This window comes from Meishania litoralis (genome assembly GCF_042611095.1).
GTDB classification, from domain to species: domain Bacteria; phylum Bacteroidota; class Bacteroidia; order Flavobacteriales; family Flavobacteriaceae; genus Meishania; species Meishania litoralis.
On sequence record NZ_JBHFPV010000001.1, the window covers coordinates 1,645,447 to 1,670,852 of the forward strand.

18 protein-coding genes are annotated in these 25,406 nt (G+C 41.5%); 15 read left to right on the top strand and 3 right to left on the bottom strand.

The features are described from left to right. Nucleotides 1-59 precede the first annotated feature (59 nt). Nucleotides 60-374 (bottom strand): hypothetical protein, encoded by a 315-nt coding sequence (locus ACEZ3G_RS07365; protein ID WP_432424797.1) that lies wholly within the window; start codon nt 372-374, stop codon nt 60-62. Between the two features lie 180 nt (nt 375-554). Between ACEZ3G_RS07365 and ileS the strand changes: the two genes are divergently transcribed. Genes ileS through ACEZ3G_RS07385 form a run of 4 tightly spaced genes read left to right on the top strand, consistent with a single transcriptional unit; the run spans nt 555 to nt 5,717 of the window. Next, on the top strand, nt 555-3,953 hold the full coding sequence (gene ileS / locus ACEZ3G_RS07370) for an isoleucine--tRNA ligase (RefSeq protein WP_432424798.1): 3,399 nt from the start codon (nt 555-557) through the stop codon (nt 3,951-3,953). A 2-nt stretch (nt 3,954-3,955) separates the two neighbouring features. Beyond that, nucleotides 3,956-4,339 carry a TraR/DksA family transcriptional regulator gene (locus ACEZ3G_RS07375; RefSeq protein ID WP_273568373.1) on the top strand — a complete coding sequence of 128 codons (384 nt, stop codon included), beginning with the start codon at nt 3,956-3,958 and terminating at the stop codon, nt 4,337-4,339. Between the two features lie 46 nt (nt 4,340-4,385). Further along, a complete protein-coding gene (locus ACEZ3G_RS07380; protein WP_432424799.1) occupies nt 4,386-5,006 on the top strand; it encodes a hypothetical protein in 621 nt (206 codons plus the stop codon). A gap of 33 nt (nt 5,007-5,039) precedes the next feature. Continuing rightward, entirely contained in the window at nt 5,040-5,717 is a 678-nt protein-coding gene (locus tag ACEZ3G_RS07385) for a lipoprotein signal peptidase (RefSeq protein ID WP_432424800.1), read from the top strand. Here ACEZ3G_RS07385 and ACEZ3G_RS07390 read toward each other — a convergent pair. Further along, complete coding sequence (locus tag ACEZ3G_RS07390; RefSeq protein ID WP_432424801.1) at nt 5,687-6,265, bottom strand: 5-formyltetrahydrofolate cyclo-ligase; 579 nt, start codon at nt 6,263-6,265, stop codon at nt 5,687-5,689. The two genes, ACEZ3G_RS07385 and ACEZ3G_RS07390, sit on opposite strands and share 31 nt — an antisense overlap. A gap of 479 nt (nt 6,266-6,744) precedes the next feature. On the opposite strand from ACEZ3G_RS07390, the gene uvrC reads away from it, so the two are divergent. The 10 genes from uvrC to ACEZ3G_RS07440 all read left to right on the top strand — a co-directional run bounded on the left by uvrC (nt 6,745) and on the right by ACEZ3G_RS07440 (nt 21,472). Beyond that, nucleotides 6,745-8,532 (top strand): excinuclease ABC subunit UvrC, encoded by a 1,788-nt coding sequence (gene uvrC, locus ACEZ3G_RS07395; protein WP_432424802.1) that lies wholly within the window; start codon nt 6,745-6,747, stop codon nt 8,530-8,532. A gap of 21 nt (nt 8,533-8,553) precedes the next feature. Continuing rightward, nucleotides 8,554-10,818, top strand: coding sequence for a patatin-like phospholipase family protein (locus ACEZ3G_RS07400; RefSeq protein WP_432424803.1), 2,265 nt, complete (start codon nt 8,554-8,556; stop codon nt 10,816-10,818). A 167-nt stretch (nt 10,819-10,985) separates the two neighbouring features. After that, the gene (hppD, locus tag ACEZ3G_RS07405; protein ID WP_432425159.1) at nt 10,986-12,149 is read left to right on the top strand and encodes a 4-hydroxyphenylpyruvate dioxygenase; all 1,164 of its coding nucleotides are present in this window, start codon (nt 10,986-10,988) and stop codon (nt 12,147-12,149) included. Between the two features lie 322 nt (nt 12,150-12,471). Further along, complete coding sequence (locus ACEZ3G_RS07410; RefSeq protein ID WP_432424804.1) at nt 12,472-13,323, top strand: DUF3108 domain-containing protein; 852 nt, start codon at nt 12,472-12,474, stop codon at nt 13,321-13,323. Nucleotides 13,324-13,377: 54 nt separating this feature from the next. Continuing rightward, the gene (locus ACEZ3G_RS07415) at nt 13,378-14,346 is read left to right on the top strand and encodes a tryptophan 2,3-dioxygenase family protein (protein ID WP_432424805.1); all 969 of its coding nucleotides are present in this window, start codon (nt 13,378-13,380) and stop codon (nt 14,344-14,346) included. A 2-nt stretch (nt 14,347-14,348) separates the two neighbouring features. Further along, nucleotides 14,349-15,635, top strand: a complete 1,287-nt coding sequence (locus ACEZ3G_RS07420) for a peptidoglycan DD-metalloendopeptidase family protein (protein WP_432424806.1) — start codon at nt 14,349-14,351, stop codon at nt 15,633-15,635. Between the two features lie 114 nt (nt 15,636-15,749). After that, entirely contained in the window at nt 15,750-17,387 is a 1,638-nt protein-coding gene (gene pgi / locus ACEZ3G_RS07425) for a glucose-6-phosphate isomerase (RefSeq protein ID WP_432424807.1), read from the top strand. 177 nt (nt 17,388-17,564) lie between these two features. After that, nucleotides 17,565-20,261, top strand: coding sequence for a TonB-dependent receptor (locus ACEZ3G_RS07430; protein ID WP_432424808.1), 2,697 nt, complete (start codon nt 17,565-17,567; stop codon nt 20,259-20,261). A 95-nt stretch (nt 20,262-20,356) separates the two neighbouring features. Then, a complete protein-coding gene (locus tag ACEZ3G_RS07435; protein ID WP_432424809.1) occupies nt 20,357-20,797 on the top strand; it encodes a hypothetical protein in 441 nt (146 codons plus the stop codon). A gap of 84 nt (nt 20,798-20,881) precedes the next feature. Next, nucleotides 20,882-21,472 (top strand): 3-keto-disaccharide hydrolase, encoded by a 591-nt coding sequence (locus ACEZ3G_RS07440; protein ID WP_432424810.1) that lies wholly within the window; start codon nt 20,882-20,884, stop codon nt 21,470-21,472. 13 nt (nt 21,473-21,485) lie between these two features. On the opposite strand, the gene ACEZ3G_RS07445 is transcribed toward ACEZ3G_RS07440, so the two are convergent. Continuing rightward, nucleotides 21,486-22,541 (bottom strand): endonuclease/exonuclease/phosphatase family protein, encoded by a 1,056-nt coding sequence (locus ACEZ3G_RS07445; protein ID WP_432424811.1) that lies wholly within the window; start codon nt 22,539-22,541, stop codon nt 21,486-21,488. Between the two features lie 127 nt (nt 22,542-22,668). Here ACEZ3G_RS07445 and ACEZ3G_RS07450 point away from each other — a divergent pair, with 127 nt between their 5' ends. After that, on the top strand, nt 22,669-25,398 hold the full coding sequence (locus ACEZ3G_RS07450) for a carboxypeptidase-like regulatory domain-containing protein (protein ID WP_432424812.1): 2,730 nt from the start codon (nt 22,669-22,671) through the stop codon (nt 25,396-25,398). The last annotated feature ends 8 nt before the right edge of the window (nt 25,399-25,406 follow it).

The following is a 25,406-nucleotide window of genomic DNA, read 5'->3' on the forward strand; positions in this document are numbered from 1 at the left end:
GGATACAAAAAAACCCGACGGAATCGTCGGGTTTTTCCGTTCTGATGTACTAAATATCGTTAGTTGTCATCAACGGCATCTTCTACCTCGTCGGCAACTTTTTTGATACCTTCCTTTACATCGCTGGCAGCGTCCTCAGCTGCATCTTTAACGTCCTCGCCAGCTTCTTTTATCGTATCCATGGCATCTTCGCTGGCATCTTTGATGTCTTCGCCAACCTCTTCGGTAGCATCCATAACATCTTCACCCGCTTCCTCAAGGGCCTCGCCGGCTTCTTCCATACCATCTTTTGCTTTGTCGGCAGTTTCTCTGCACGAAACAAAAGATAGACTAAGGGCTAGCATTAGAATTGATCCAAAAAGTACTTTTTTCATTTTGTTTTGTTTTAGTGTTTAATTCATTTGATGATATGATATACGTAATGGATCGGTTTTTGGATTTCAATTTTTAACATTTTCGTGCGATCGGGCAGTTATCTGTATTCATTTGCCGTGAAACCATATAAAGTCGAACTAAATTTATAATTTTGCACCCTCAATTTGTAGTAGAAAACTATGAAGTTCACCGGTTATAGCGGACTTGATCTTCCGAAAATCGCAGAGGAAATTTTGCGCTATTGGAAGGAAAACCAAGTTTTTGAAAAAAGTGTCTCCTCAAGAGAAGGTTGCCCTAGCTATGTTTTTTACGAGGGCCCTCCTTCGGCAAATGGTATGCCGGGCATTCACCATGTTATGGCCAGGACCATAAAAGATATCTTTCCAAGGTACAAGACCATGAAGGGATTTCAAGTCAAGAGAAAGGCAGGATGGGACACGCATGGACTTCCTATTGAACTTGGTGTCGAAAAAGAACTGGGCATTACCAAAGAAGATATCGGAAAGAAAATATCGGTAGAAGAATACAACGAGGCCTGTAAAAAGGCGGTTATGCGCTATACCGATGTTTGGAACGAGATGACCGAACGCATCGGGTATTGGGTAGATATGGATGATCCGTATATTACCTATAGGTCAAAATATATGGAAACGGTCTGGTGGTTGCTGAAGCAGATCTACGACAAGGGCCTAATATATAAAGGGTACACGATTCAGCCCTATTCGCCAAAGGCGGGAACCGGATTGAGCTCACATGAGTTGAACCAGCCCGGCACCTACCAAGATGTGACGGATACTACCGTAGTGGCACAGTTTAAGGCTGTTGAAAATACACTGCCGACATTTCTTCAAGATGAAGGCACCATTTATTTTTTGGCTTGGACGACGACCCCTTGGACCTTGCCGTCGAATACAGCATTGACAGTTGGCCCTAAAATTGATTACGTGCTCGTCGAGACTTATAATCAATACACTTTTGAGCCGATGAACGTGATTTTGGCCAAAAACCTTATAGGCAAGCAGTTTTCTGGAAAGTTTGTACAGGTCGAAACCAAGCCTGAATTATTGGGCTATGTTTCCGGGGATAAAAAGATCCCTTTTTATGTGGTCAAGGAATTCAAGGGCAACGATTTGGTCGGTATCCGGTACGAACAATTGTTAGATTATACCCTGCCCTATCAAGATGCCGAAAATGCCTTTCGTGTTATTTCAGGAGACTTCGTAACCACCGAAGATGGCACCGGAATCGTGCATACCGCACCGACATTTGGTGCCGATGATATGTTCGTGGCCCAAAAGGCGGATCCGCCCGTACCGCCCATGTTGGTATTGGATGAAAACAACAACCCTGTACCCCTGGTAGATTTGCAAGGCAGGTTTCGACCCGAGATGAACGAATTGGCGGGCAAGTATGTCAAAAACGAATACTACGACGACGATAAAGCTCCCGAACGATCCGTAGATGTTGAAATTGCTATTCGCCTGAAGGAAGAGAACAAGGCGTTCAAGGTCGAAAAATATGTGCATAGTTACCCCAATTGTTGGCGTACGGATAAACCGATCTTGTATTATCCTTTGGATTCTTGGTTCATTAGCATTACCGATGTAAAGGATAGTATGTTCAGTTTGAACCAAACCATCAATTGGAAACCAAAAGCTACGGGCGAAGGACGGTTTGGTAATTGGCTGGCCAATGCAAATGATTGGAACCTATCAAGGTCCCGTTATTGGGGAATACCACTTCCCATTTGGAGAACTGACGACGGTAAGGAAGAAATAATGATAGGCTCGGTAGCCGAACTCAAATCTGAAATGTCCAAGGCATTGGAGGCCGGAGTTCTCGAAAAAGACATTTTCGAAGATTTTATAGTCGGTGACATGTCCGAAGAAAATTATGGGAAGATCGACCTGCACAAAAATGTTGTGGACCGTATTACCTTGGTTTCCGCTTCCGGAAAAAAGATGAAGCGCGAAAGCGACCTGATCGATGTTTGGTTCGATAGTGGTTCCATGCCCTATGCCCAATGGCACTATCCTTTCGAGAATCAAGAATTGATCGATGAGGGAAAAGCGTTTCCGGCCGATTTCATTGCTGAGGGAGTGGATCAAACTAGGGGATGGTTCTATACCTTACATGCAATTGCAACCATGGTTTTTGATTCCGTTGCCTATAAAAACGTCGTCTCCAACGGTTTGGTCCTGGACAGGGAAGGCAAGAAAATGTCTAAAAGATTGGGCAATGCCATCGACCCGTTCGAGACCATGAACGATCACGGGCCCGATGCGACACGTTGGTACATGATCTCAAATGCCAATCCGTGGGACAACCTGAAATTTGATCTTGACGGTATCGTCGAAGTGAAACGAAAGTTCTTCGGCACACTGTATAATACCTATTCCTTTTTTGCGCTTTATGCGAATATTGACGGGTTTGACTACTCCGAGACCGATATCGCTTTGGGTGAAAGGGCGGAGATAGACCAGTGGATTCTTTCCGAACTCCATTCCCTGATACAAATTGTGGATGATGCCTACAGCGATTATGAACCGACCAAGGCGGCGAGGGCCATATCCGATTTTGTTCAAGAAAATTTGAGCAATTGGTATGTGCGTTTGAGCCGAAGACGTTTTTGGAAGGGTGATTACCAAAAGGATAAAATATCGGCCTACCAAACACTTTACACGTGCTTGGAGACCGTAGCCAAGTTATCTGCGCCGATTGCCCCATTCTATATGGACCGATTGTACCGCGACCTTACCACCACCACCAAAAGGGAAGTTTTCGAAAGCGTACACTTGTCAGACTTCCCTGAGTATGATTCATCTTATGTAAACAAAGAATTGGAAAGCAAAATGCAAAAGGCACAGACCATATCTTCATTGGTGCTTTCAATTCGTCAGAAAGAGCGGATCAAGGTGCGCCAGCCGTTGCAAAAAATCATGATTCCGGTTTTGGGCAAAAAAGAAAGGAATGAAATCGATGCCGTGGCCGATCTGATAAAGTCGGAAGTGAACGTTAAGGAAATCGAGCTTCTTGATGATGCTTCCGGAATTTTGGTCAAACAGATCAAACCAAATTTCAAAACCTTGGGGCCAAAATATGGAAAGGACATGAAGATGATCGCCCAAGCGGTTGCCCGATTGAATCAGAATGATATCCAAAAAATCGAACAAGAAGGCGAAATATCGCTTGAAATTGAAAATAAAATCATTATTTTACAGTTACAGGATGTAGAGATAGCCTCTCAAGACATTGAAGGCTGGCTGGTGGCCAGCTCCGGGGCTTTGACCGTGGCCTTGGATGTTACGATCAATGATGCGCTTAAAAATGAAGGTATCGCAAGAGAGCTTGTCAATCGAATTCAAAATATGCGAAAAGATTCTGGTTTTGATGTGACCGATAGAATAGATATCAAAATCTTAAAAGACGGGTTGGTCGAAAAAGCGGTCGAGAGCAACCTGAATTACATTAAGAACGAAACGTTGACCGCTGAACTTGATTTAGAGGAAATATTGGAAGATGGCACCGAGGTGGCATTCGATGAAGTGAACACTAAATTGTTTATTGAAAAACACTAGACATGGCTACAGATTTAAAAGTTAGGTATTCAGACAAGGATTTGGAAGAGTTCAAAGTACTTATAGAAGAAAAAATAGAAAAGGCGAAAAGCCATTTAGAACTTTTGAAAAGTTCGTATATGAACGATGGCAATAATGGAACCGACGATACCTCGCCGACTTTCAAGGCGTTTGAGGAAGGTTCTGAAACCATGAGCAAAGAAGCCAATACACAATTGGCGATACGTCAAGAAAAATTTATCCGCGATTTGAAAAATGCGCTTTTGCGAATTGAGAACAAAACATACGGCATTTGTCGAGTGACCGGTAAGTTGATCAATAAGGAGCGACTGAAATTGGTGCCCCATGCGACATTGAGCATCGAGGCTAAAAATATGCAGAAATAAAAAAAGTCCGCCAGTGGCGGACTTTTCTTTTTACAAAAGAACGCAAATGAGAACTGTGCTACTTTTCGTTGCGCTTATATCCTTCCAAATTAATTATGCTCAAAAAGTCGTCAAGAAATCAATTGTGGACCCCGACACTTCGTTGATCCAAATTGACGCCACAAACTGCTTTCAAATAAACCTTTCGACGGTCGACACAGATGAGGTAGTTATTGAAGCTACAATAGATGGCGAGTACCGAACAGATTTGTTATTGAGTGTTCAGAAAAAAGGGGGTACGTTAGAAATAGGAACCGGGTTTCAGCCCAATTTTAAGAACCCCAACGATAAATTAAGCGCGCATAAAGTGGTTTCTATCGCTCTTGATATAAAATTGCCCTTTGATCAAACGGTCCAGGTATTTGGAACCAATAGCAATGTCGATGTGGTCGGGGCATACAAAAACCTTAAGGTTACTTTAGATGATGGGCATTGTCATTTATATGATATTATGACGGCCGCTGAGATCCAAACAGCAAGCGGTACTATCGTGGTTCAAAGCTCCAGTGGTTTTTTTGAAGCAACCAGCAAATATGGAACAATAAAAAAAGAAAATATACCCAAGGGTGAAAATCGGTTCATTCTAACATCCACGACAGGCGATATTGAAATAAGAAAAACCGATTAATATCGCTATTTTTGCCCTTCATATTTTGAATCGATGAACCTAAGAAAGTCTCTATTACTTATTGTTGCAATTTTAGTAATAGACCAGATCAGCAAAATTTATATCAAGACCAATTTCGTACTGGGTGAATCGGTAGAGGTTTTCAATTGGTTCAAAATATTGTTTATTGAGAACGAAGGTGCGGCCTGGGGCGCAAAACTAAGTGACATTCTGCCCATTTCAGAAAGTTCGGGCAAACTCTTCCTTACAATTTTCCGCCTTTTTGCGATTGTTGGTATCGGGTACTGGCTTAACGACGTGATAAGAAAAAAAGCCACTAATACGCTGATCATAGCTGTTTCATTGATTTTTGCCGGTGCACTTGGCAATATCATCGATTCAATATTCTATGGGGTGATCTTTGACGATAGCAACAATCATGTGGCTACTTTGTTTTCGGATGAACCTTATGGCGGAATTTTTTATGGAAAGGTGGTCGACATGCTCTATTTTCCGCTGGTAGATACAACTTGGCCCGAATGGGTGCCTTATTTTGGCGGAAGCAACTTTCGTTTTTTTGAGCCTGTCTTTAACATTGCCGACACTTCTATCAGTACCGGGGTCGGTATTTTATTGGTCTTCAACAAGCGGGCTTTTGGCCATACCGGCGATGGCGAACCTATTGACCAAAAACCGCAAGGTCATTCAGAAGAATCATCTGAAAAATTATAGATCCGCTTTGGAGTGACGCAATAGTCCAATCGAACATCATGGCGATTGGTTTCAATGGTCTCTTCCTCGGCTTCGAATAACGATAACCCCACTTTTAAGACTTCAGGGCGACATGAGTTCAAGAACCTATCGTAGAACCCTTTTCCGTAGCCTACACGATTTCCTTTTTTGTCGAAGGCCAAAAGGGGTAGTATTACCACATCTATTTTTTTTGGTGTGATCGCTATTCCATCGACCGGCTCTGGTATCCCCCAATCATTTTCTTTTATTTTAGTGGCATCGGTCAAAAGAAAGTGCCTTAAATTACCATTAGAGCCAACTTTCGGAAGAACTATGTTCTTGTCTTTTCCTTGAAGGATCGACAAGATAAAAGTCGTATCAATTTCCTTCTTTTTAGAGATGGGTAGAAATAGATGGTAATAGTCAAAGGACCAAATGGGGAGTTCGAGAAGCTTATTGGCGATGCTTAAACTGAAATTAAGAAGTTCTTGTGGTGCTAGGCTATTACGAAGTTGCGAATACCGAATACGTAAATCTCTTTTCAACATTAGGGTTGATACAATTATTACGATTATCGTATCGCACAAAACTACTCTTTTGCCGCTACGGCATAATATACTTTAAAGAATAACATTAGCATTAGATATAGGCCGAGGGTTATGATGTAGTTGTCCATAGGGGAAAATGATTTTGATGTGCTAAATGTAAATAAAAAAACCTTTCAAAATCCTATTAAATGTAACTTTTTATCGATGAAATGCATCTTTTTTTATAAAAAGTTGACTTTGATATAAGGCGATATTGCTATTTTTAAATAGTAATATGTTGATACACAAATACTTAATGTTAAAATATGCAAAACAATGTAAAATTGGCCAGAATTGAAGAGAACCAGACTCTTGCCAAAACAAATTCTATTAGCTAGCACTAGAAGGTTTTCGTTAAAAAAGGTAAAAACGAGACACGGTTTTCTAAAAACATAGTAATTTAACCTATCTAATAATTTAGTCCGAATCCGAGCGAGTTCATGTCCCAAATTCCCTTAAAAATACAATTGAGTACGTTGCCCAAGACCCCAGGGGTGTACCAATTCTTTGATGTTAACGAAAAGCTGATTTACGTTGGCAAGGCCAAAAACCTAAAAAAAAGGGTCTCTTCATATTTTACTAAAAACCATGAATATGGCAAGACAAGGGTGCTGGTAAAAAAAATTGTCGGGATCAAGCACATCGTTGTTCCTTCGGAATCCGATGCGCTTTTGTTGGAAAACATACTGATTAAGAAGCATCGGCCTAGATATAACGTTTTGCTTAAAGACGATAAGTCATACCCTTTTCTCTGTATAAAGAATGAACGATTTCCGAGAATCTTTCCGACTAGAAAACTTGTAAAGGACGGGTCTGAATACTTTGGCCCATATACAAGCATGAGGACCGTGAGAACCTTGTTGGATCTTATAAAAAGTGTATATCCTTTAAGAACCTGTAATTACCATTTATCCCAAGATAAAATTGAGTCGGGCAAGTATAAGGTATGTTTGGAGTACCATTTGGGAAACTGTATGGGCCCATGTGAGGGGCGACAATACGAAGAGGATTATGACCGCCAAATTGAAGATATTCGGCAGATTATCAAAGGTAATTTTAAATCGTCATTGAATTATTTCAAAAAACAAATGAAAGTTTTGGCCGACGAAATGAAATTCGAGGCGGCGCAGCGCATTAAGGAGAAAATAGACGTACTTGAAAACTATCAGGTAAAATCGACAATAGTGAACCCTAAAATAAGTAATGTCGATGTCTTCACCATTGTTTCAGACGAGGCCTTGGCGTATATAAACTTTTTACAGCTATCACATGGTTCGATCGTAAGGTCGCATACAATGGAAATTAAAAAAAAACTGAACGAGAGCGACCAAGATTTGTTGCAGCTTGCCATTGTAGAAATACGCGAACGATTCAATTCAGAATCTAAAGAGCTCTATTTGCCTTTTGAAGTCATAGTACCGCAGGGCCTTAAGGTGACGACCCCAAAATTGGGCGACAAGAAGAAAATTTTGGAACTATCGGAACGTAATGCAAGATTCTACAGGCAAGAACGGTTTAATCAGATCAAGATCATTGACCCTGATAGGCACACAGACCGTATCATGGCACAGATGCAAAAAGACCTGCGATTGAAGAGCGAACCGCGTCATATCGAATGTTTCGACAACAGTAACATTCAGGGCACGAATCCGGTGGCGGCATGTGTGGTTTTTAAAGATGGCAGACCATCTAAAAAAGAATATCGCCATTACAACATCAAAACTGTGGACGGACCCGATGATTTCGCCTCAATGGAAGAGGTGGTTTTCAGGCGTTACAAGCGTCTGCTTGCAGAAAATGAACCGCTGCCACAATTAATTGTAATTGATGGAGGAAAAGGCCAGTTATCATCAGCTTTGAAAAGTTTGGACAAGTTGGATTTACGGGGTAAGATAGCCATCGTGGGGATTGCCAAAAAATTGGAGGAAATCTATTTTCCGGGAGATTCCATTCCACTTTATTTGAACAAGAAATCCGAATCCCTAAAAATAATACAACAATTGCGCAATGAAGCGCATAGATTCGGAATAACCTTCCACAGAAATAAACGAAGCAAAGGGGCGATTAAATCTGAACTGCTTGATATCGATGGTATCGGTCATAAAACGGCCGAAGAACTATTGAAGAGTTTTAAATCGGTCAAGCGTGTGAAAGAGGCGCCTATGGAGAAGTTGGCCGAAAAAGTAGGCTTGGCCAAGGCAAGATTGATTTATGAAACATTCAATTAGAATTAGCAAAGTATGCCTGCGATGATTAGACAAAGTATATTATTCCTGTTTCTTACGGCTACCCTTCTGTTGACCCCACAAGAGGGAAAGCAAGGTGAGGATCTTAAGGTCGGCCTTGTTCTAAGTGGGGGTGGCGCAAAGGGTTTGGCCCATATAGGAGCTTTGAAGGTAATCGAAGAGGCCGGTGTTAAGATAGACTACATCGCAGGCACCAGTATGGGGGCAATTGTTGGGGGGTTGTACGCTTCGGGCTATACAGCGCAACAATTGGATTCAATCTTCAGAAATACCGATTTTGTCACTTTGATAGAAGATAACCTACCTCGGGGGGCGAAATCGTTCTATGAAAAAGAAGCTTCAGAAAAATACGCGCTCACACTGCCCTTTAACAATTTCAAGGTCTCGTTTCCGCCGGCGTATTCTGGCGGCCAGAATATTTACAACGAATTGGTAAGGGTGCTCTATCATGTAAAGGACGTCAGTGATTTCAGCAAATTATCCATTCCCTTTTTGTGTATCGCCACCGATGTCGAGACCGGTGAAGAGGTAATATTAGATCGGGGGTATTTACCAGAGGCCATTATGGCGAGCGGTACTTTGCCTTCACTTTTTGAACCTGCCACAATGGGAGACAGAGTGTTGATCGACGGGGGTGTGGTCAATAATTATCCGGTTGAAGAGGTCAAAAAAATGGGGGCGGACATAATAATAGGGGTTGATGTACAACATGGCCTCAGAGATCGCGAGGCGTTACTTTCGGCAACGGAAATCTTGTTGCAGATCAACAATTATCGTACGGCATTGGATATGGTGGAAAAATCAAAACTTACCGATATCTATATCAAACCTGAAATGGGTGATTATTCTGTAATCGATTTTAATGCCGCGACAAAAATTGTAGAAAGTGGAGAAGTTGCCGCAAGGCAGAATTATAACGCTCTTGAAAGGATCAGCGAACAACAGCGTCATGATCGCGCCTTGATAAAATATGTTGATGTCAAGGATACTATCATAGTAAAGCAACTTATTTTAAAAGGTAACGAAAACTATACACGCGGGTACGTAAAGGGCAAACTTCGCTTCGAACTTGACAAGAAGATCACTTTTGAAAAACTACAACAAGGTATTAGTAACCTTTCGGCAACCGATAACTTTAAAACCATACGATATGAGCTTTTGTCGAACGATGATGGCGTGGATCTGATACTTGACCTCAACGAAAACCCGAACAATACCTACATTCGAATCGGTGCCCACTATGATGATTTGTACAAGACTGCGGCATTGCTGAACGTGACCTACAAGAAGTTGTTGACGAAAGATGATGTGGCTTCGCTAGATTTTGTCATTGGTGATAATCTTAGGTACGATTTTCAGTATTTCGTCGATAAGGGAGCCTATTGGAGTTTTGGCATAAACTCGAGGTTCAACGCATTTAAACAAGATATTGATTTTGACCTTATCAAAACGAACTTTGATGTACAGAACGATGTAGGGGTAAACAATATTAGATTGGACGTAACCGATATCACGAATCAATTATACCTTCAGACTTCTTTGAAAGAAGAGTTGGCCTTTCGAATAGGGGCCGAACACAAGTTTATCAAATATGGCACCAATACCTTTGGAGAATCATTCGGAAATGAAGTCGCATCTTCACTGAGTTTGTCGTCCAATAGAACTACCTTCGAAAGAAGTAGTTTCTACAGTACCTTTGGTCAGCTCATTCTTGATAGCTACGATGACAAATACTTCCCGTCGAGGGGATTGTATTTTAATGGTGATTTCCACTTCTACCTGTTTTCCTCTGATTACAATGATAATTTTAAGGAGTATTCGATCGCAAAGGCGAGAATGGGAGGGGCTTTCCCGTTAATGAAGAACGTTTCCCTGAATTTAGAGACCGAAGGCGGGTTTAAGTTGGGAACCTCCGGGGTGACCACCTTTGATTTCGTTTTGGGAGGTTACGGTACCGACCTTACCAATAATTTTGTCCCCTTCTATGGATATGACTTCCTGAGCCTTCCCGGTAATTCCTATGTTAAGGCCTATGGCAGGCTTGATATTGAGTTTGCGGCAAAAAACCATTTGCTGTTCGCCGCCAATTTTGCCAATGTTGACGACGACATCTTTAGAACTGCCGAATGGTTTACGCTACCAGATTATTCAGGATATGGTATCGGATATGGATGGGAATCATTTTTGGGTCCCGTTCAGGTAATTTATTCGTGGTCACCAGAAGTTTCTGAAGGTAATTTTTTCTTTAGTATAGGATATTGGTTTTAATGCTTCAAAAGGAAATTTTGCTTCTTTTTTCCGATATTTGTAACAACTTATATTTGAACATGCTACAGCAACGCATCGATATAACTTCCCACCTCAGGGCCATGTGGTAATTTTTCGATTTACTTATCGAAAAGGTTTTATTTTATTCACTTCTTATAACAAAAATGATGGCAGCGGAAATTAAAAATTTAAAAGATTTAAAGAACACGGAGTATTCCCTAAAAAAACTATTCAAAGAAGCTGAGGATTTTCTGCCTCTATTGGGTACCGATTATGTTGAATTATATGTTGGCAATGCGAAGCAGGCGGCACATTTTTATAAAACGGCCCTTGGGTTTCAGTCGGAAGCTTATGCGGGACTGGAAACGGGTCTGAAAGACAGGGTCTCGTATGTTTTAAGGCAAGACAAAATAAGGTTGGTACTTACCACTCCTTTGCAAAAAGGAGGAGAGATAAACAGACATATAGATGAACATGGCGACGGCGTCAAAGTTGTTGCCCTGTGGGTAGAAGATGCGACCAAAGCATTTGAAGAGACGGTAAAAAGGGGTGCAAAACCTTATATGGAACCAACCCGTGAAGAAGACGAAAACGGCTATGTGGTACGCTCGGGAATATATACCTATGGTGAAACCGTTCATATTTTCGTCGAAAGGAACAATTATACCGGTGTGTTCATGCCCGGATATCGTAAATGGGAATCACATTACAATCCTGAACCCGTTGGGCTTAAGTTCATAGACCATATTGTCGGTAATGTCGGCTGGAACGAAATGAACACTTGGTGTAAATTCTATGGTGAGATTATGGGCTTTGCGCAGATCGTGTCTTTTGTCGATGACGACATTGCAACCGATTATACGGCATTGATGAGCAAGGTCATGAGCAATGGAAACGGGCGGATTAAATTCCCTATCAACGAACCCGCGAAAGGTAAGAAGAAATCACAGATCGAGGAATATCTTGATTTCTATAACGGCCCTGGCGTACAGCATTTGGCCTTGGCCACCAATGATATCGTAAGTACGGTATCGGCAATGCGTGAACGGGGCATTGAGTTTTTGTACGTCCCAGAAACCTACTACGATGACTTGCTTGAGCGAGTAGGAGATATCGATGAAGATGTAGAAACATTAAAGAAGCATGGTATTTTGATCGACCGCGATGAAGAAGGGTATCTTTTGCAACTGTTTACGAAAACCATAGTGGATCGTCCGACACTATTTATTGAAATCATACAGCGAAAAGGGGCCAGATCGTTCGGTGTCGGAAATTTTAAGGCACTTTTTGAGGCCATCGAGCGAGAGCAGGCCGCTCGAGGTACATTATAGGGTATTCATATGCTTAAACATACTAAAACTTTGATTTGAATTATAAAGTAGTGTTAAGGTTATAGTTAAAGTAAGTTAAAACCTATTTATACCCTGAATTAGTTAGTAAATTTGTGCCAGTAAGGGGTGGTTCCCTTACAACTTTAAGTATTGGTTTTTCATAATTTAAAGTTTGGTTGGTTATTTAGGAAAAGCCCAGTTTCAAAACTGGGCTTTTTTTGTAAGCCGACTACAATACTTTGGAATAAATTTTGTTTAAGTAATTGTAACTAATGCTAAGTTTTACGACTCATTGCGTAATTTTAGTGCAATTCTCTGAGCGATGAAGAAATTCTTACTTCTTGTTTTTTTGTCCTATGGGTTTTTTACAAGTGCCCAAGACAACGGTCATGGCTTGGCGATGAATTCCAAAAAAGATCACTTCAGTACGTCATATAGAAAGACCTCAAAAAAAAAGGAATCGGCTTTCAAGCCTGGCGAATGGCTCAAATTTCGAATGCATTATGGCTGGCTGAACGCAAGCATAGCCACCTTACAGGTTAAATCGGCCGAGATCGAAGGCGTTTCCGCCTACCACGTTGTGGGCAAGGGTAAAACAACGGGCCTGGCAAGTGTATTCTTCAAGGTCGATGATACATATGAGAGCTATTTTGACAAGAAAGATGGTCGCCCGTACCGATTTATACGTAAAATTGATGAAGGAGGTTACACTAAAGATGTTGAAATCAATTTTGACCACAAAAAGGCAACGGCAGAGCTAAACGACAAGAAAAACAAAAAGAAGATAACCTTTACGCTTCAAGATAGCGTTCAAGATCTACTTTCTGCCTTTTATTACCTTCGAAACAATTTCGAGTTGGAAGACCTCGTTCAAGGCGAATCGATCAAATTGAACATGCTGTATGATGACGATGGCATATTTCCGTTCAAACTCAAATATTTGGGCAAAGAGGTATTGAGAACGAAATTCGGTAAGGTAGAATGTTTGAAGTTTAGGCCTTATGTACAATCGGGCCGGGTTTTTAAAGAACAGGAAAGTCTTTCACTTTGGGTGTCAAATGATAAGAACAAAATACCAGTGCGTATCAAGGCCGATTTGGCGGTAGGTTCGATCAAGGCAGATTTAGATGGGTACAATGGTCTCAAACATCAGTTTAAGATAATAATGGATTGATATAAGACCTTAATTGCTAAATTTGTCTTCTAATCGAATAGGAATATTACTAGAATGCACAAAGAAGAGCAAATTGCTGCCCAGATATCCAAACTTGAAGAAAAATACAAGGATTCAGGCCAAGATTTAAGCTCTTACTTGGACGGACTGCTATATCAACGTTATCTTACTTATTGGGATTATATTCATCTCGATACCCTTTTGAGTCTTCAGATTCCACGTACGCACTTTCCCGATGAGGAAATCTTCATCATGTACCATCAGATTACCGAATTGTACTTCAAGCTGATATTGCACGAACAAAAGCAGATCGTTGATGACAAATCTCAAAACATAGATTTCTTTACCGAAAAGACAAGAAGAATAAACAGCTATTATCAAGCCCTGATATCTTCGTTCAGTATTATGATAAAGGGTATGGAGCGAGAACAGTTTCTACAATATCGAATGGCCCTCTTACCGGCAAGCGGGTTTCAATCAGCTCAGTACCGAATGATCGAGATTTATGCCACGCCCATGGAGAATTTGGTCCATCATACTGAACGTGACCGTTTTTCCAGTGAAGATAGTATTGAAGAGCTTTATGAGCACATCTATTGGAAAAAAGGGGCGACCGATGTAGTGACGGGAGAAAAAACATTGACTTTAAAACAGTTTGAATATCGATATACACCGCGATTGATCAGAATAGCCAAACAAGTTCAAAACAGCACCATATACCATAAATACTTACAGTTGTCCGATAATAAAAGGCATAATAAAGACCTGATCGAAGCGTTAAAGACATTGGATTTAAACGCTAATGTAAACTGGCCGTTGATGCACATGGGTTCGGCCCATAGATATTTGGGAAAGGAAAAAGGCCAAATTGATGCCACGGGAGGAACAAATTGGAAGGATTATCTTCCCCCAAGTTTTCAAAAAGTCGTGTTTTTTCCGGAGATATATACAAAACAAGAGTTAAATGATTGGGGTAAACAATGGGTAGAGCATATCTTTAATCCCGAAAAACAAAAAAAATAAAAATGCATAAATTCTGGGGCATCTTACTTTTGATGATATTCTTCGTTTCGTGCAAAGAAGGCCGGCAGAGAGTTTTGCAAGAGCAAGAAGACAAAATTGAAGAGGTCATATCTTTGGCCGAATCGGTAACCAAAAAGCAGTTCGGGTTCGACTTCAGCCACTTCATAGTCCAAAAAGATACCGTAAGACGCGGCGATAGTTTTGGCGAACTGATGATCGAGAATAAAGTAGATTACCCAAAGATCGCCAAAATCTCGCAAGAGTTCAGAGATACTTTCGATGTTCGAAAAATAAGGGTCGGCAAACCCTATTTGATTTTGAAGTCAAAAGATACTTCTGAGGTGGCCCAGGTTTTTATCTATGAAAACGATCCTGTCAATTATACGGTGGTAGACTTTAGAGACAGCGTAACGGCATATAAAAAGAAAAAGAAGGTCAAATATGTTGAACGCGAAGCTTCAGGTATTATTGAGACCTCACTTTACGATGCCATTATGGATCAAGGTATAGATTATATGGTCACACATAATTTGGCGAGTGTTTACGCTTGGACCGTCGATTTTTCGATGCTGCAAAAGGGAGACAAGTTTAAAGTGATTTACAAGGAAAAGTATATAAACGATTCTATCTATGCCGGATCAGAACCTATAGAAGCTGCGTATTTCGAACATAAGGGCAAGCCGATCTATGCATTTGCCTATGAAAATGGTTCCCTTAAAAGTATCATTGACTATTTTGATGACGAGGCCAATAATCTTAGAAGAACATTTTTAAGAATGCCTGTAGAATATGGCAGATTATCTTCAAGATATAATCTTAAAAGAAGAATACGCTATTATGGCTACAAAGTCAGACCCCACAAGGGTACTGACTACGCTGCCCCGATAGGCACACCTATTATGGCCACTGCCGACGGGGTCGTAACAGAATCGACCCGAAGGGGAGGCAACGGCAAGTACGTCAAGATTCGCCACAATGCGACCTATTCTACCCAATATCTGCACATGAAAAAACAAAAGGTAAAACGGGGCGAATTTGTTCGTCAAGGCGATGTAATTGGCTGGATCGGGATGACTGGTAATACCGGAGGCCCCCATGTTTGTTACCGTTTTTGGAAGAACGGCCGTCAAGTAGATCCCTTAAGGGAAGAACTCCCGAAGGCCGAACCATTGGCCGAGACATTACAGCCAGAATATTTTGAATATATAAATCCCATTAAGGATCAATTGGATTGTATGGTCTTTCCCGAAACAGGGGTCGACCAAGAAGATTTGGCAAGTTTGGAGTAATCGATTTTTGCCAAGTATTCTACTTCGCTTAAAATTCTCGGTTTTATATTTATTTTTGCGGTCTATTGCATTACTGCTTTGCGAATATTGTTGTAACTATTAAACCGCCCAATAATGTCCTTATCGAATATTGATCCTACTACCACCGAAGCCTGGAAGAAATTAGCTGCACATTTTGAACAAACTGATGAAATCCACCTAAAAGAACTTTTTGCATCCAATAAGAATAGGGCGAAAGAGTTCAGTTTGAAATGGGAGGACTTTTTTGTCGATTTTTCAAAAAATAGAATTACCGGTGAAACATTGCAGTTGTTGTTGCAACTGGCCGATGAAACAGATCTGAAAACCAACATCAAAAAATACTTCAACGGCGATGCCATCAACCGAACCGAAGATAGGGCCGTACTCCATACCGCATTGAGGGCCGAAGAATCCGACAATGTCTTTGTTGATGGAGAAAATATTATGCCCGAAGTATACCGGGTAAAAGAGCGGATGAAAGCGTTTTCAAATGCTGTGATATCAAGAGATAGAAAGGGATATACAGGAAAGGCCTTTACAGACGTGGTGAATATTGGTATTGGTGGCTCAGATCTCGGACCAGCCATGGTCACTGAAGCACTGAGGTTTTATAAGAACCATCTGAATGTTCATTTTGTCAGTAATGTCGATGGCGATCATGTACATGGTATTTTGAGGGAATTGAACCCCGAAACAACACTATTTGTTATTGTTTCAAAGACGTTTACAACCCAAGAAACCTTGAGTAATGCGGTTACGGCTAAGAATTGGTTTCTGAACAACGCGACCCAAAAAGATATCGCCAAGCACTTTGCGGCCGTTTCTACCAATACCAAAAAAATAGCTGAATTTGGAATAGCCGACGATAACGTTTTCCCTATGTGGGATTGGGTCGGGGGGCGTTTTTCTCTGTGGAGTGCGGTAGGTCTGTCAATTGCCCTGGCCGTGGGGTTTGAAAATTTTGAGGCACTGCTTTCCGGTGCCCGTAAAATGGACAAGCATTTCAAAACGGCCGAATTTGATAAGAACATACCAGTTATTTTGGCCCTATTGAGTGTTTGGCACAACAACTTTTATGGAGCTGAAACTGAGGCGATTATTCCATATTCACAGTATTTAAGTCGTTTTTCGGCCTATTTGCAGCAAGGTATAATGGAGAGCAATGGAAAAAGTATTGATCGCAACGGCAACCGGGTCGATTATCAGACAGGTACCATTATTTGGGGCGAGCCGGGCACAAATTCACAGCACGCATTCTTTCAATTGATCCATCAGGGCACCAAATTGATCCCTGCTGATTTTATCGGTTTTAAGCAATCGTTGTATGGTGATGTCGACCACCATAATAAACTAATGGCCAATTTTTTTGCTCAGACCGAGGCGTTGATGAACGGTAAGACGACCGAAGATGTGCGATCAGAACTTAAAGAAAAGAACCTAAGTGTTGATAAAATGAAAGAACTGGTGCCCTACAAAGTTTTTGAGGGTAATAAGACCACCAACACCATATTGATCGATAAACTTACCCCCGAAAGTCTGGGTAGTCTTATTGCATTATACGAACATAAGATCTTTGTGCAAGGTGCTATATGGAACATCTATAGTTATGATCAATGGGGCGTTGAATTGGGCAAACAACTGGCGGGTACCATATTGAGCGATTTGCAGAACCATGATATTGCCGATCACGATCCCTCGACAATGCAGTTAGTGCAACATTTTAAGAATTGATCTGCCACTTATTCAATTCTTTCGTAGGGGCCATAATCTTGTGATGCCTTTAGGGGCTATTTGTGCTAATTTTATGTTAAATTTGCGGCGACGTTATTTAACGTTTGCTTAATCCATAAGCGCAAAAAATGAGACATTTTTGCACGACACTCAAAAACTAATTAAACACTTTACGAGATGAAAAGAATTTATTTGGCCATGGTGGCATTTTTAATGGTCGCCATCGCGTTTTCACAAGGTACCGTTTCGGGTACTGTTATAGATGGAGATACCAATAGCCCATTGCCTGGGGCCAATGTTGTTGTAAGCGGAACTTCTAATGGTGTATCTACCGATTTTGATGGAAACTTTTCGATAGAAGTATCTGAAGACTCCGGTACTTTGACAATTTCTTATATCGGTTTTGTTACCAAAACGGTGAATTTTGACTCAGCGGGTAACTTAGGCGCAATTAATTTGGAAGTTGATGCCGAAGAGTTGGAGGGCGTTGTGGTAACTGGTATTATGGATGTAGCGAAGGACCGGGAAACACCGGTCGCTGTTTCTACCATCAGAGCTGCCGAAATCCAAGAAAAATTGGGTTCTCAGGAACTCCCTGAAATTCTTAAATCTACACCTTCTATTTATGCCACCAAAACAGGTGGAGGTTTCGGCGATGGTCGAATTAATGTCAGAGGCTTCGATTCTAGAAATACCGCGATAATGGTCAACGGTATTCCCGTAAATGATATGGAAAATGGTATTGTATATTGGAGTAACTGGGCAGGTTTGAGCGACGTTACTACGGCCATGCAGGTACAAAGAGGTTTGGGATCTTCCAAACTTGCCATCTCATCGGTGGGCGGTACCATCAATGTGATAACCAAATCAACCGAAAAGGAACAGGGTGGAACCGTAACGGCAGGCTTTGGTAATGACGGCTACTTAAAAACCACCTTAGCGTATAATACTGGTAAATCAGAAAGTGGTTTCGCGGCTTCGCTGTTGTTTGGAAGAACCGCAGGAGATGGTTATGTCAACGGAACCGAATTTGAAGGTTATAACTACTTTATTGGATTGGGTTATGAAATCAACGACCAACATAACCTTCAATTTGTTTTGACAGGAGCGCCTCAGGTCCATAACCAAAGGACATCAAGTTTTTTCAACGTGGCCACTTTGGCAGATCACCTAGAATATGGCACCAAGTACAACTACAACGACGGTACTTTAAATGGAGAAGAGTTTGGTTGGAGAAGAAATTTTTATCATAAACCATTGACTTCATTGACCTGGGAGTGGAAAACAAGTGATAAGTCTACCCTTTCTACTTCGGCATATGCTTCTTTTGGTCGAGGCGGAGGAACCGGTGATATTGGCGTTGGCCCAGGATTTGGATTTGCAAGTTCAAGCAGGTATAGAATTCCAGCAACGGGGCAGGTCGACTACGATTTGATTTCAAGGTTTAATGGTGGAGAGGCCGTTACGTTTTACGATGGCAACGAATATCAGCTTACTCCTAATGCCAATGGGGAATTCATTACCTCAAGTTTTGGCGATGGTCTGGCAAGAAGGGCCTCGATGAACTCACATAACTGGTTTGGGTTGATTGCTAATTACAATACGCAAATCAATGATTACTGGAGCTGGGACATAGGTGTTGATTTACGAAGCTACAAAGGCATACATTATAGAAGACTTGATAATTTATTGGGTGCGGATGGTTATTTTGACGACGATGACATTAATAATCCTGATCACACCATACGGGCAGATGGTGTTGTCGATTCTGATTTTGGATCTATTATCAATGTTTTCAAAAGTATTGACGATGAAGAAAAAATAGACTATTATAACGATGGCCTGGTTAGGTGGTATGGTGCTTTTGGCCAATTGGAATATACCGATGGTGTTGTATCTGCTTTTGTTCAAGGTGGGATTTCGCAACAAGGCTTCAAGAGAATCGACTATTTTACGTATTTGGATTCCGACCCTCAACAAGAGACCGATTGGGAAAATATTTTGGGAGGAAATATCAAAGGAGGCTTGAATTATAATATTAATCAAGCGAACAATGTTTTCTTCAATGCAGGGTATTATTCGAAACAGCCACTTTTTGATGCCGTGTATTTAGATTTCGTAAACGAACTAAATCCAGAATTGACCAATGAAAAAGTGCTCGGGCTCGAATTGGGTTATGGGCTAAATCTTGGGGACTTCAGAACTAAGATCAATCTATACAGAACTTCATGGAAAGACCGATTCGTAAGGGTCGGAATTGAAACTCCGGCAGGCGATGAAGGTAATGCGAACATCAATGGGGTTGAGCAAATTCATCAGGGTGTTGAAATAGAAGCTGATTATAGGGCTTCTAATGTTGTTCAGTTTAGGGGTATGATTTCCTTGGGAGATTGGGAATATAGCGGCAATGCCAACGGACGAGCATTGGATGATGATAGAAATGTTATAGACCCGAACGTTACATTATACCTAGACGGCGTTAAAGTAGGTGATGCCGCGCAGTTTACTACAAATCTTGAAATGATCGTCAGGCCGATCGAGAACCTTAAATTAAGTGCTAATTTATACAACGCTTCTCGTCTATATGCCTTTTTGAACGCCGAAGACTTCGATTCACCAGATAATGATGGATCATTGAGATTGCCAAGTTATACACTCTTTGATTTTGGGGCTTATTATAAGTTCAATTTCGGCAGCAACACTATTGGTATTGCGGCCAACCTGAACAATGCTTTTGATACTGAGTACATTGCCGAGTCATTGACCAACACTTTTGATGGTGGCAATGGTAGATATAATGGCATCGACACAAGTAACAAGGTATTCTTTGGTTTTGGAAGAACTTTCAATATCAGTGCTAGATATAGTTTTTAACAAAACGTGGCATTATATCATTTTAAAACCCTGATGCGCGCATCAGGGTTTTTTATGCCCAAAATTCACTATTTTTAGAAGCTAAAACCAACGTTATGTTCGAAATCATCCAGACACTTCATTCCTATTTGGCCTACGTCGCTTTGGCCGTTCTATTCTTTGCCGTTGCCAACGCCATAATGGGCTTGATCGGCAATAAAATGTTTACGATGGGCAAAGACTTACGCTTGAGCTTGTTTGCGCTTATCTTGTGCCATATTCAGTTGGTCGTAGGGCTGATACTCTATTTTGTTTCTGCAAATGGTTTTAGCGCGATCCAAGAATTTGGTATGGGCGGTTTGACCTCGGCGTCACGCTTATTGGCCGTAGAACATCCTTTTATAAATATTTTGGCCTTGATTTTGATTACTGTTGGATGGTCGCGCCACAAGAAATTCATGGAAGGAAATAAGAAATTTAAAAGCATTGCCCTATTCTATGGTTTGGGATTGATACTGATCGTAAGTAGGATTCCTTGGGCGCAATGGTTCGACTAGAAGCTGTATTGTGCATAATGAAAATTGCGATTTACCGCTCATTCGGTACAGACATTAGATAGAAAAATAAATAATCAATAGCATATGAAAAAATTAGTACTGATCATAACATTACTTTTCGCGGCAATAGTAATCGCACAAGAAAAAGAATTATTTAATGGCAAGAGTTTGGATGGTTGGACCATCTATGGCACCGAAAAGTGGTATGTCGAAGATGGACTTTTGGTTTGTGAAAGCGGTCCCGATAAGGGCTATGGCTATTTGGGCACGAACGAACATTATAAAAACTTTGAATTGACGTTGGATTTCAAACAAGAGGCCAACGGTAACAGTGGGGTTTTTATCCGTTCAACAGTCGATGGAACAAAAGTCAGCGGCTGGCAGGTCGAGGTAGCGCCCCCGGGCCATGATACGGGCGGCGTTTATGAGTCTTATGGTCGCGGTTGGTTGATCAAGCCGGATCCCGAAAAAGACAAAGCCTTAAAAATGGGCGAATGGAATACGATGAAAATACGTGTTGATGGTGATACGGTAACGTCTTGGCTCAACGGCACCCAAATGATTACCCTGACCGACGAAAAAATTGGCCAGGGAGAAGGTGGCATTGCCCTTCAAATACACGACGGTGGAGGGATCAAGGTAAGATGGAGGAATATCAAGATCATCGAACTATAACTTTTTGCTTTCACTATCCTCCTTCGATTGGGTCGGAGGAGGCCTTTATCAAAAAAATATAGACCGGAAAATGGTCTGAATACCCCCCTGAATAATTTCCTCCTGCATAGGTTCGAAATGGATAGCCTTTGTATTGGCCTTTTTTTGTAATTAAATACGAGGGATTATGGATTCCTGCTTTCCAAAAACGGTATTCGTTTTCTGATTCCAATAAGTTGGCCGTGAAATATATTTGATCGAACAAGTTCCATTTATCCCGATAGGCCAACGAACCAAATCCTTTGCGGTGCATTTTTTCCATGGGGTTGAAGAGATCCGATGCTTCAAGGTTGTTGGTTTTTCCTTTTGTCCGCAATATTTTTTTCAGACTATGGTCCTTTGGTCCGTCGTTAAGATCGCCCATGCTTATGATTTTTATCGATTCGTCAATTCGACGAAGCGAGTCTATAATATGTTTGTTCAATTGGGCCGCGGCGATCCTATCGGGCCTACTTCTGGCCTCACCACCACTTCTTGACGGCCAATGGTTCACAATAAAATGAATGTTCTCATCATCAAGCAGGCCGCCGACCACTAGCTGATCTCGAGTATAGTTTCTTTCATTCTCATCATCGATCAAAAGTAGACGATGACTTGCAAAAGAAATCGGTATAAAAGCCGCCTTCTTATAGATAAGTGCGACATCGATTCCTCTTTCGTCGGGCGAATCAAAATGAACGATCCCGTAATTATTTGATAGCAAATTAGGGTGTTCGACTAAATCTTCCACTACCTTTTTGTTTTCCACTTCACATATTCCTACGATATCAGGGGAACTCTCAGTTATGTCAGAGCCGATTTCAGAAATCACATTTGAAATGGCTTCCACTTTTTTGGCATAACGTTCGTGAGTCCAATGATCCTTTCCTTCAGGCGTACGGTCATCATCAAAAATCAAAGTGTCGTTTTCTGTGTCAAAAAGGTTCTCGACATTGTAAAAAGCAATGGTGCGCACTTTATATGGTTTTCCATCTTGGGTAAAGACCGACAGTGAAAAAAGAAAAAATAGAATCGTAAGCTTGGTTTTCATCCTGTCACCTCTGTAAGGTTAAGATTCCAATTAACGAAAAAACGGGCGATTTTGATTGATTTTTCTTCGATTTCGGTCACTTTATCGATATATTGTAATTGATTCACACTAACCAAACCCTAGCCAAATGCGAATTGCATTCGTAGTATTGCTGGCCTTTGCGCTGCCTTTTTTTGTACATGCCCAGAATAAAATTATGTTATCGGGCTTGGTGGTTGACGAATCCACAAAGTCACCCATTGAGAAGGTCTCGGTCAGCTTGATGGGGGCGGAAACGGAGACATATACCGATATTGCTGGGCGCTTTACCATGGTAAGTTCGTTGCAAGGAGAATATATACTTTATGTATTTTATAATGGGTTCATACCAAAGCGGATTCCGATAAACCTCGAAAATCACCCGTTGGATTTAGGGATTATTTATCTTGAAAGGGATATTACCTTAGAGAAGACCGATAATCTGATTACATTGACCGATTCGGAACTATCGGATGATGAAATTACCTCAAATTCTTCCGGACTGCTACAAGCGACACGAGATGTTTTTTTGACTAGGGCGGCATTTGATTTTGGCCAGGCCTTCTTTCGCGTTCGGGGTTATGATTCGCGAAATGGGGTAGTTTCGATTAATGGAATTCCTATGAACAAGTTGTTCGACGGTCGCCCGCAATGGAACAATTGGGGAGGCCTAAACGATGTTGTGCGCAATCAACAGTTCACCAATAGTCTGGAAGCTTCGGACTTTATCTTTGGCGGAATCTTGGGCAATACCAATATCGATACACGCCCCTCAAAGTTGCGTTCCGGTACAAGGTTGTCCGCTTCGGCTTCTAACCGGACGTATGCAGGTCGTCTGATGGCGACCCATAATTCCGGGCTAAATGAAAACGGATTGGCCTATTCCATTTCGGGATCTAGAAGATGGGCCAAACAAGGGTATATCGATGGCACGCTGTACGACGCTTTCTCTTTTTTCGGGGCGATCCAATACCAGCCAAGTGAAAAACACACATTAGCACTTACCGGAATTTTTGCCAGTAACCGCCGCGGGCGTTCATCGGCGATTACCGAAGAGGTTTTTGAATTGGCGGGAAACAAGTACAATCCGTATTGGGGCTCTCAAAACGGAAAAACCAGAAACTCGCGAGAGCGTAAAATAGAAGAACCGCTGCTGATGCTCAATCATTTCTATGAATCTGATATGTTCAGTTTGACAAGTGGAATAGCTTATCAATTCGGCATCAGCGCAAGGAGCAGATTGGGCTATTATAACGCCCCTAATCCTGACCCGACCTACTATAGGTACCTGCCCAGTTTTTATTTCAATAGCCCCATTGGGGCCAACTTTATAAGTGCGAATTCGGCAAAAGAAGGCTTTTTGGAAAACCCTCAGACAGACTGGGCAAAGATTTATGCGGCCAATTCTCAGGGAAAAGCCGCATATGTACTTTACGATGACGTCTCTAGTAATCGGCAGTTGATTTTAAGTTCGACGGCAAATCTAACTATCAATGAAAATCTGCAAACCGATTTCGGAATTACATTTCGGCAACTAAGCTCGGATAATTATGCCCAAATCTTTGATTTGTTAGGAGCTGATCTCCATGAAGATATCGACCCATTTTCCAATACCTTGAACGACATAAATGGGAATACTGGAAAAGGTGAGCACGATATTTTTAATTACAATTACAGAATAAATGCAACGCAGTGGAATGTTTTTGCCCAGTTGCGATACAACAGGAACAAATGGAACGCCTTTCTTTCCGGAGGTTTGATGGGAACCGATTACCAAAGAAACGGTCTTTTCGAAAACCAACGATTTCCAAACAGTTCGTTTGGCCGTAGTGAAATGGTGAATTTTTCCAATTTGGGTGTTAAGGGAGGCTTTGCCTATAAGCTTACGGGGAGACACTGGCTGACGGCACATGGAGCAATATTATATCGACCACCCACCTTGCAAAACACATTCGTGAACCCAAGGGAGAACAATCAGGTAGTACCTAACCTAAAAAGTGAAATGGTTTCTACAATTGATTTGAACTACGACATGCGTTTGCCCAAATTGACCGGGAGGGCCACTGCATATTACACCCGGTTTCAGAACACGACCGATATCAATTTCTTTTTTGTCGATGCGGGCGTGGGTTCTGATTTTGTACAGGAAGTTTTGACCGATCTCGACAAGTTACATATGGGTCTGGAATTAGGTCTGGAATACCAACTATCCGCTTCTGTAAAGTTTACTACGGTGGCGGCGTTCGGTAAGTATGTTTACGCAAGCGACCCTTCGGTTTCCATCAATTTTGATACCGCGGGGGCTGAAGAAGACCTAATCGACACTGAGGGCAGTATTGATTTGGGGGTTGCCAAAATAAAGGATTATAAACTGGCGCAAGGCCCACAAAAAGCAATTGCGTTCGGCTTGGAATACCGTGACCCTAAATATTGGTGGGTGGGTGCAACAGCCAACTATTTGGCAAATAATTACGTCAACATCTCAACGATTACAAGAACCCCCAGTTTTTATCTAAACCCGGATACGGGCCTACCGTTTGCCGATGCGACACCGGAAAATGTAGGCAGACTTTTAGAACAAAAACCTTTGGAGAATTTTTACCTTCTTAATTTGGTTGGCGGCAAATCTTGGCTTAAAAAAGGAAAATATGTCAGCATTTTTGCCAGTATCAACAATCTTTTCGATACCGTTTTTCGAACAGGCGGTTACGAGCAGAGTAGAAATGGAAATTTTGGTCAATTGCAACAAGACAATTTGAGCGGGTCGCCGTCTTTTGCAGCGAAATATTGGTACGGCTATGGCCGTACTTATTTTTTGAACATGGTATTTAGTTTCTAAAAACCTGT

What these genes read in the sequence shown, in the direction of transcription:
- ACEZ3G_RS07435 (WP_432424809.1), top strand. Translation starts at nt 20,357, where the DNA reads ATGTTCGAAATCATCCAGACACTTCATTCCTATTTGGCCTACGTCGCT.
- pgi (WP_432424807.1), top strand. Translation starts at nt 15,750, where the DNA reads ATGTCCTTATCGAATATTGATCCTACTACCACCGAAGCCTGGAAGAAA.
- uvrC (WP_432424802.1), top strand. Translation starts at nt 6,745, where the DNA reads ATGTCCCAAATTCCCTTAAAAATACAATTGAGTACGTTGCCCAAGACC.
- ACEZ3G_RS07450 (WP_432424812.1), top strand. Translation starts at nt 22,669, where the DNA reads ATGCGAATTGCATTCGTAGTATTGCTGGCCTTTGCGCTGCCTTTTTTT.
- ileS (WP_432424798.1), top strand. Translation starts at nt 555, where the DNA reads ATGAAGTTCACCGGTTATAGCGGACTTGATCTTCCGAAAATCGCAGAG.
- ACEZ3G_RS07385 (WP_432424800.1), top strand. Translation starts at nt 5,040, where the DNA reads ATGAACCTAAGAAAGTCTCTATTACTTATTGTTGCAATTTTAGTAATA.
- ACEZ3G_RS07400 (WP_432424803.1), top strand. Translation starts at nt 8,554, where the DNA reads ATGATTAGACAAAGTATATTATTCCTGTTTCTTACGGCTACCCTTCTG.
- ACEZ3G_RS07365 (WP_432424797.1), bottom strand. Translation starts at nt 374, where the DNA reads ATGAAAAAAGTACTTTTTGGATCAATTCTAATGCTAGCCCTTAGTCTA.
- ACEZ3G_RS07415 (WP_432424805.1), top strand. Translation starts at nt 13,378, where the DNA reads ATGCACAAAGAAGAGCAAATTGCTGCCCAGATATCCAAACTTGAAGAA.
- ACEZ3G_RS07375 (WP_273568373.1), top strand. Translation starts at nt 3,956, where the DNA reads ATGGCTACAGATTTAAAAGTTAGGTATTCAGACAAGGATTTGGAAGAG.
- ACEZ3G_RS07380 (WP_432424799.1), top strand. Translation starts at nt 4,386, where the DNA reads ATGAGAACTGTGCTACTTTTCGTTGCGCTTATATCCTTCCAAATTAAT.
- ACEZ3G_RS07440 (WP_432424810.1), top strand. Translation starts at nt 20,882, where the DNA reads ATGAAAAAATTAGTACTGATCATAACATTACTTTTCGCGGCAATAGTA.
- hppD (WP_432425159.1), top strand. Translation starts at nt 10,986, where the DNA reads ATGGCAGCGGAAATTAAAAATTTAAAAGATTTAAAGAACACGGAGTAT.
- ACEZ3G_RS07445 (WP_432424811.1), bottom strand. Translation starts at nt 22,541, where the DNA reads ATGAAAACCAAGCTTACGATTCTATTTTTTCTTTTTTCACTGTCGGTC.
- ACEZ3G_RS07430 (WP_432424808.1), top strand. Translation starts at nt 17,565, where the DNA reads ATGAAAAGAATTTATTTGGCCATGGTGGCATTTTTAATGGTCGCCATC.
- ACEZ3G_RS07420 (WP_432424806.1), top strand. Translation starts at nt 14,349, where the DNA reads ATGCATAAATTCTGGGGCATCTTACTTTTGATGATATTCTTCGTTTCG.
- ACEZ3G_RS07410 (WP_432424804.1), top strand. Translation starts at nt 12,472, where the DNA reads ATGAAGAAATTCTTACTTCTTGTTTTTTTGTCCTATGGGTTTTTTACA.
- ACEZ3G_RS07390 (WP_432424801.1), bottom strand. Translation starts at nt 6,265, where the DNA reads ATGTTGAAAAGAGATTTACGTATTCGGTATTCGCAACTTCGTAATAGC.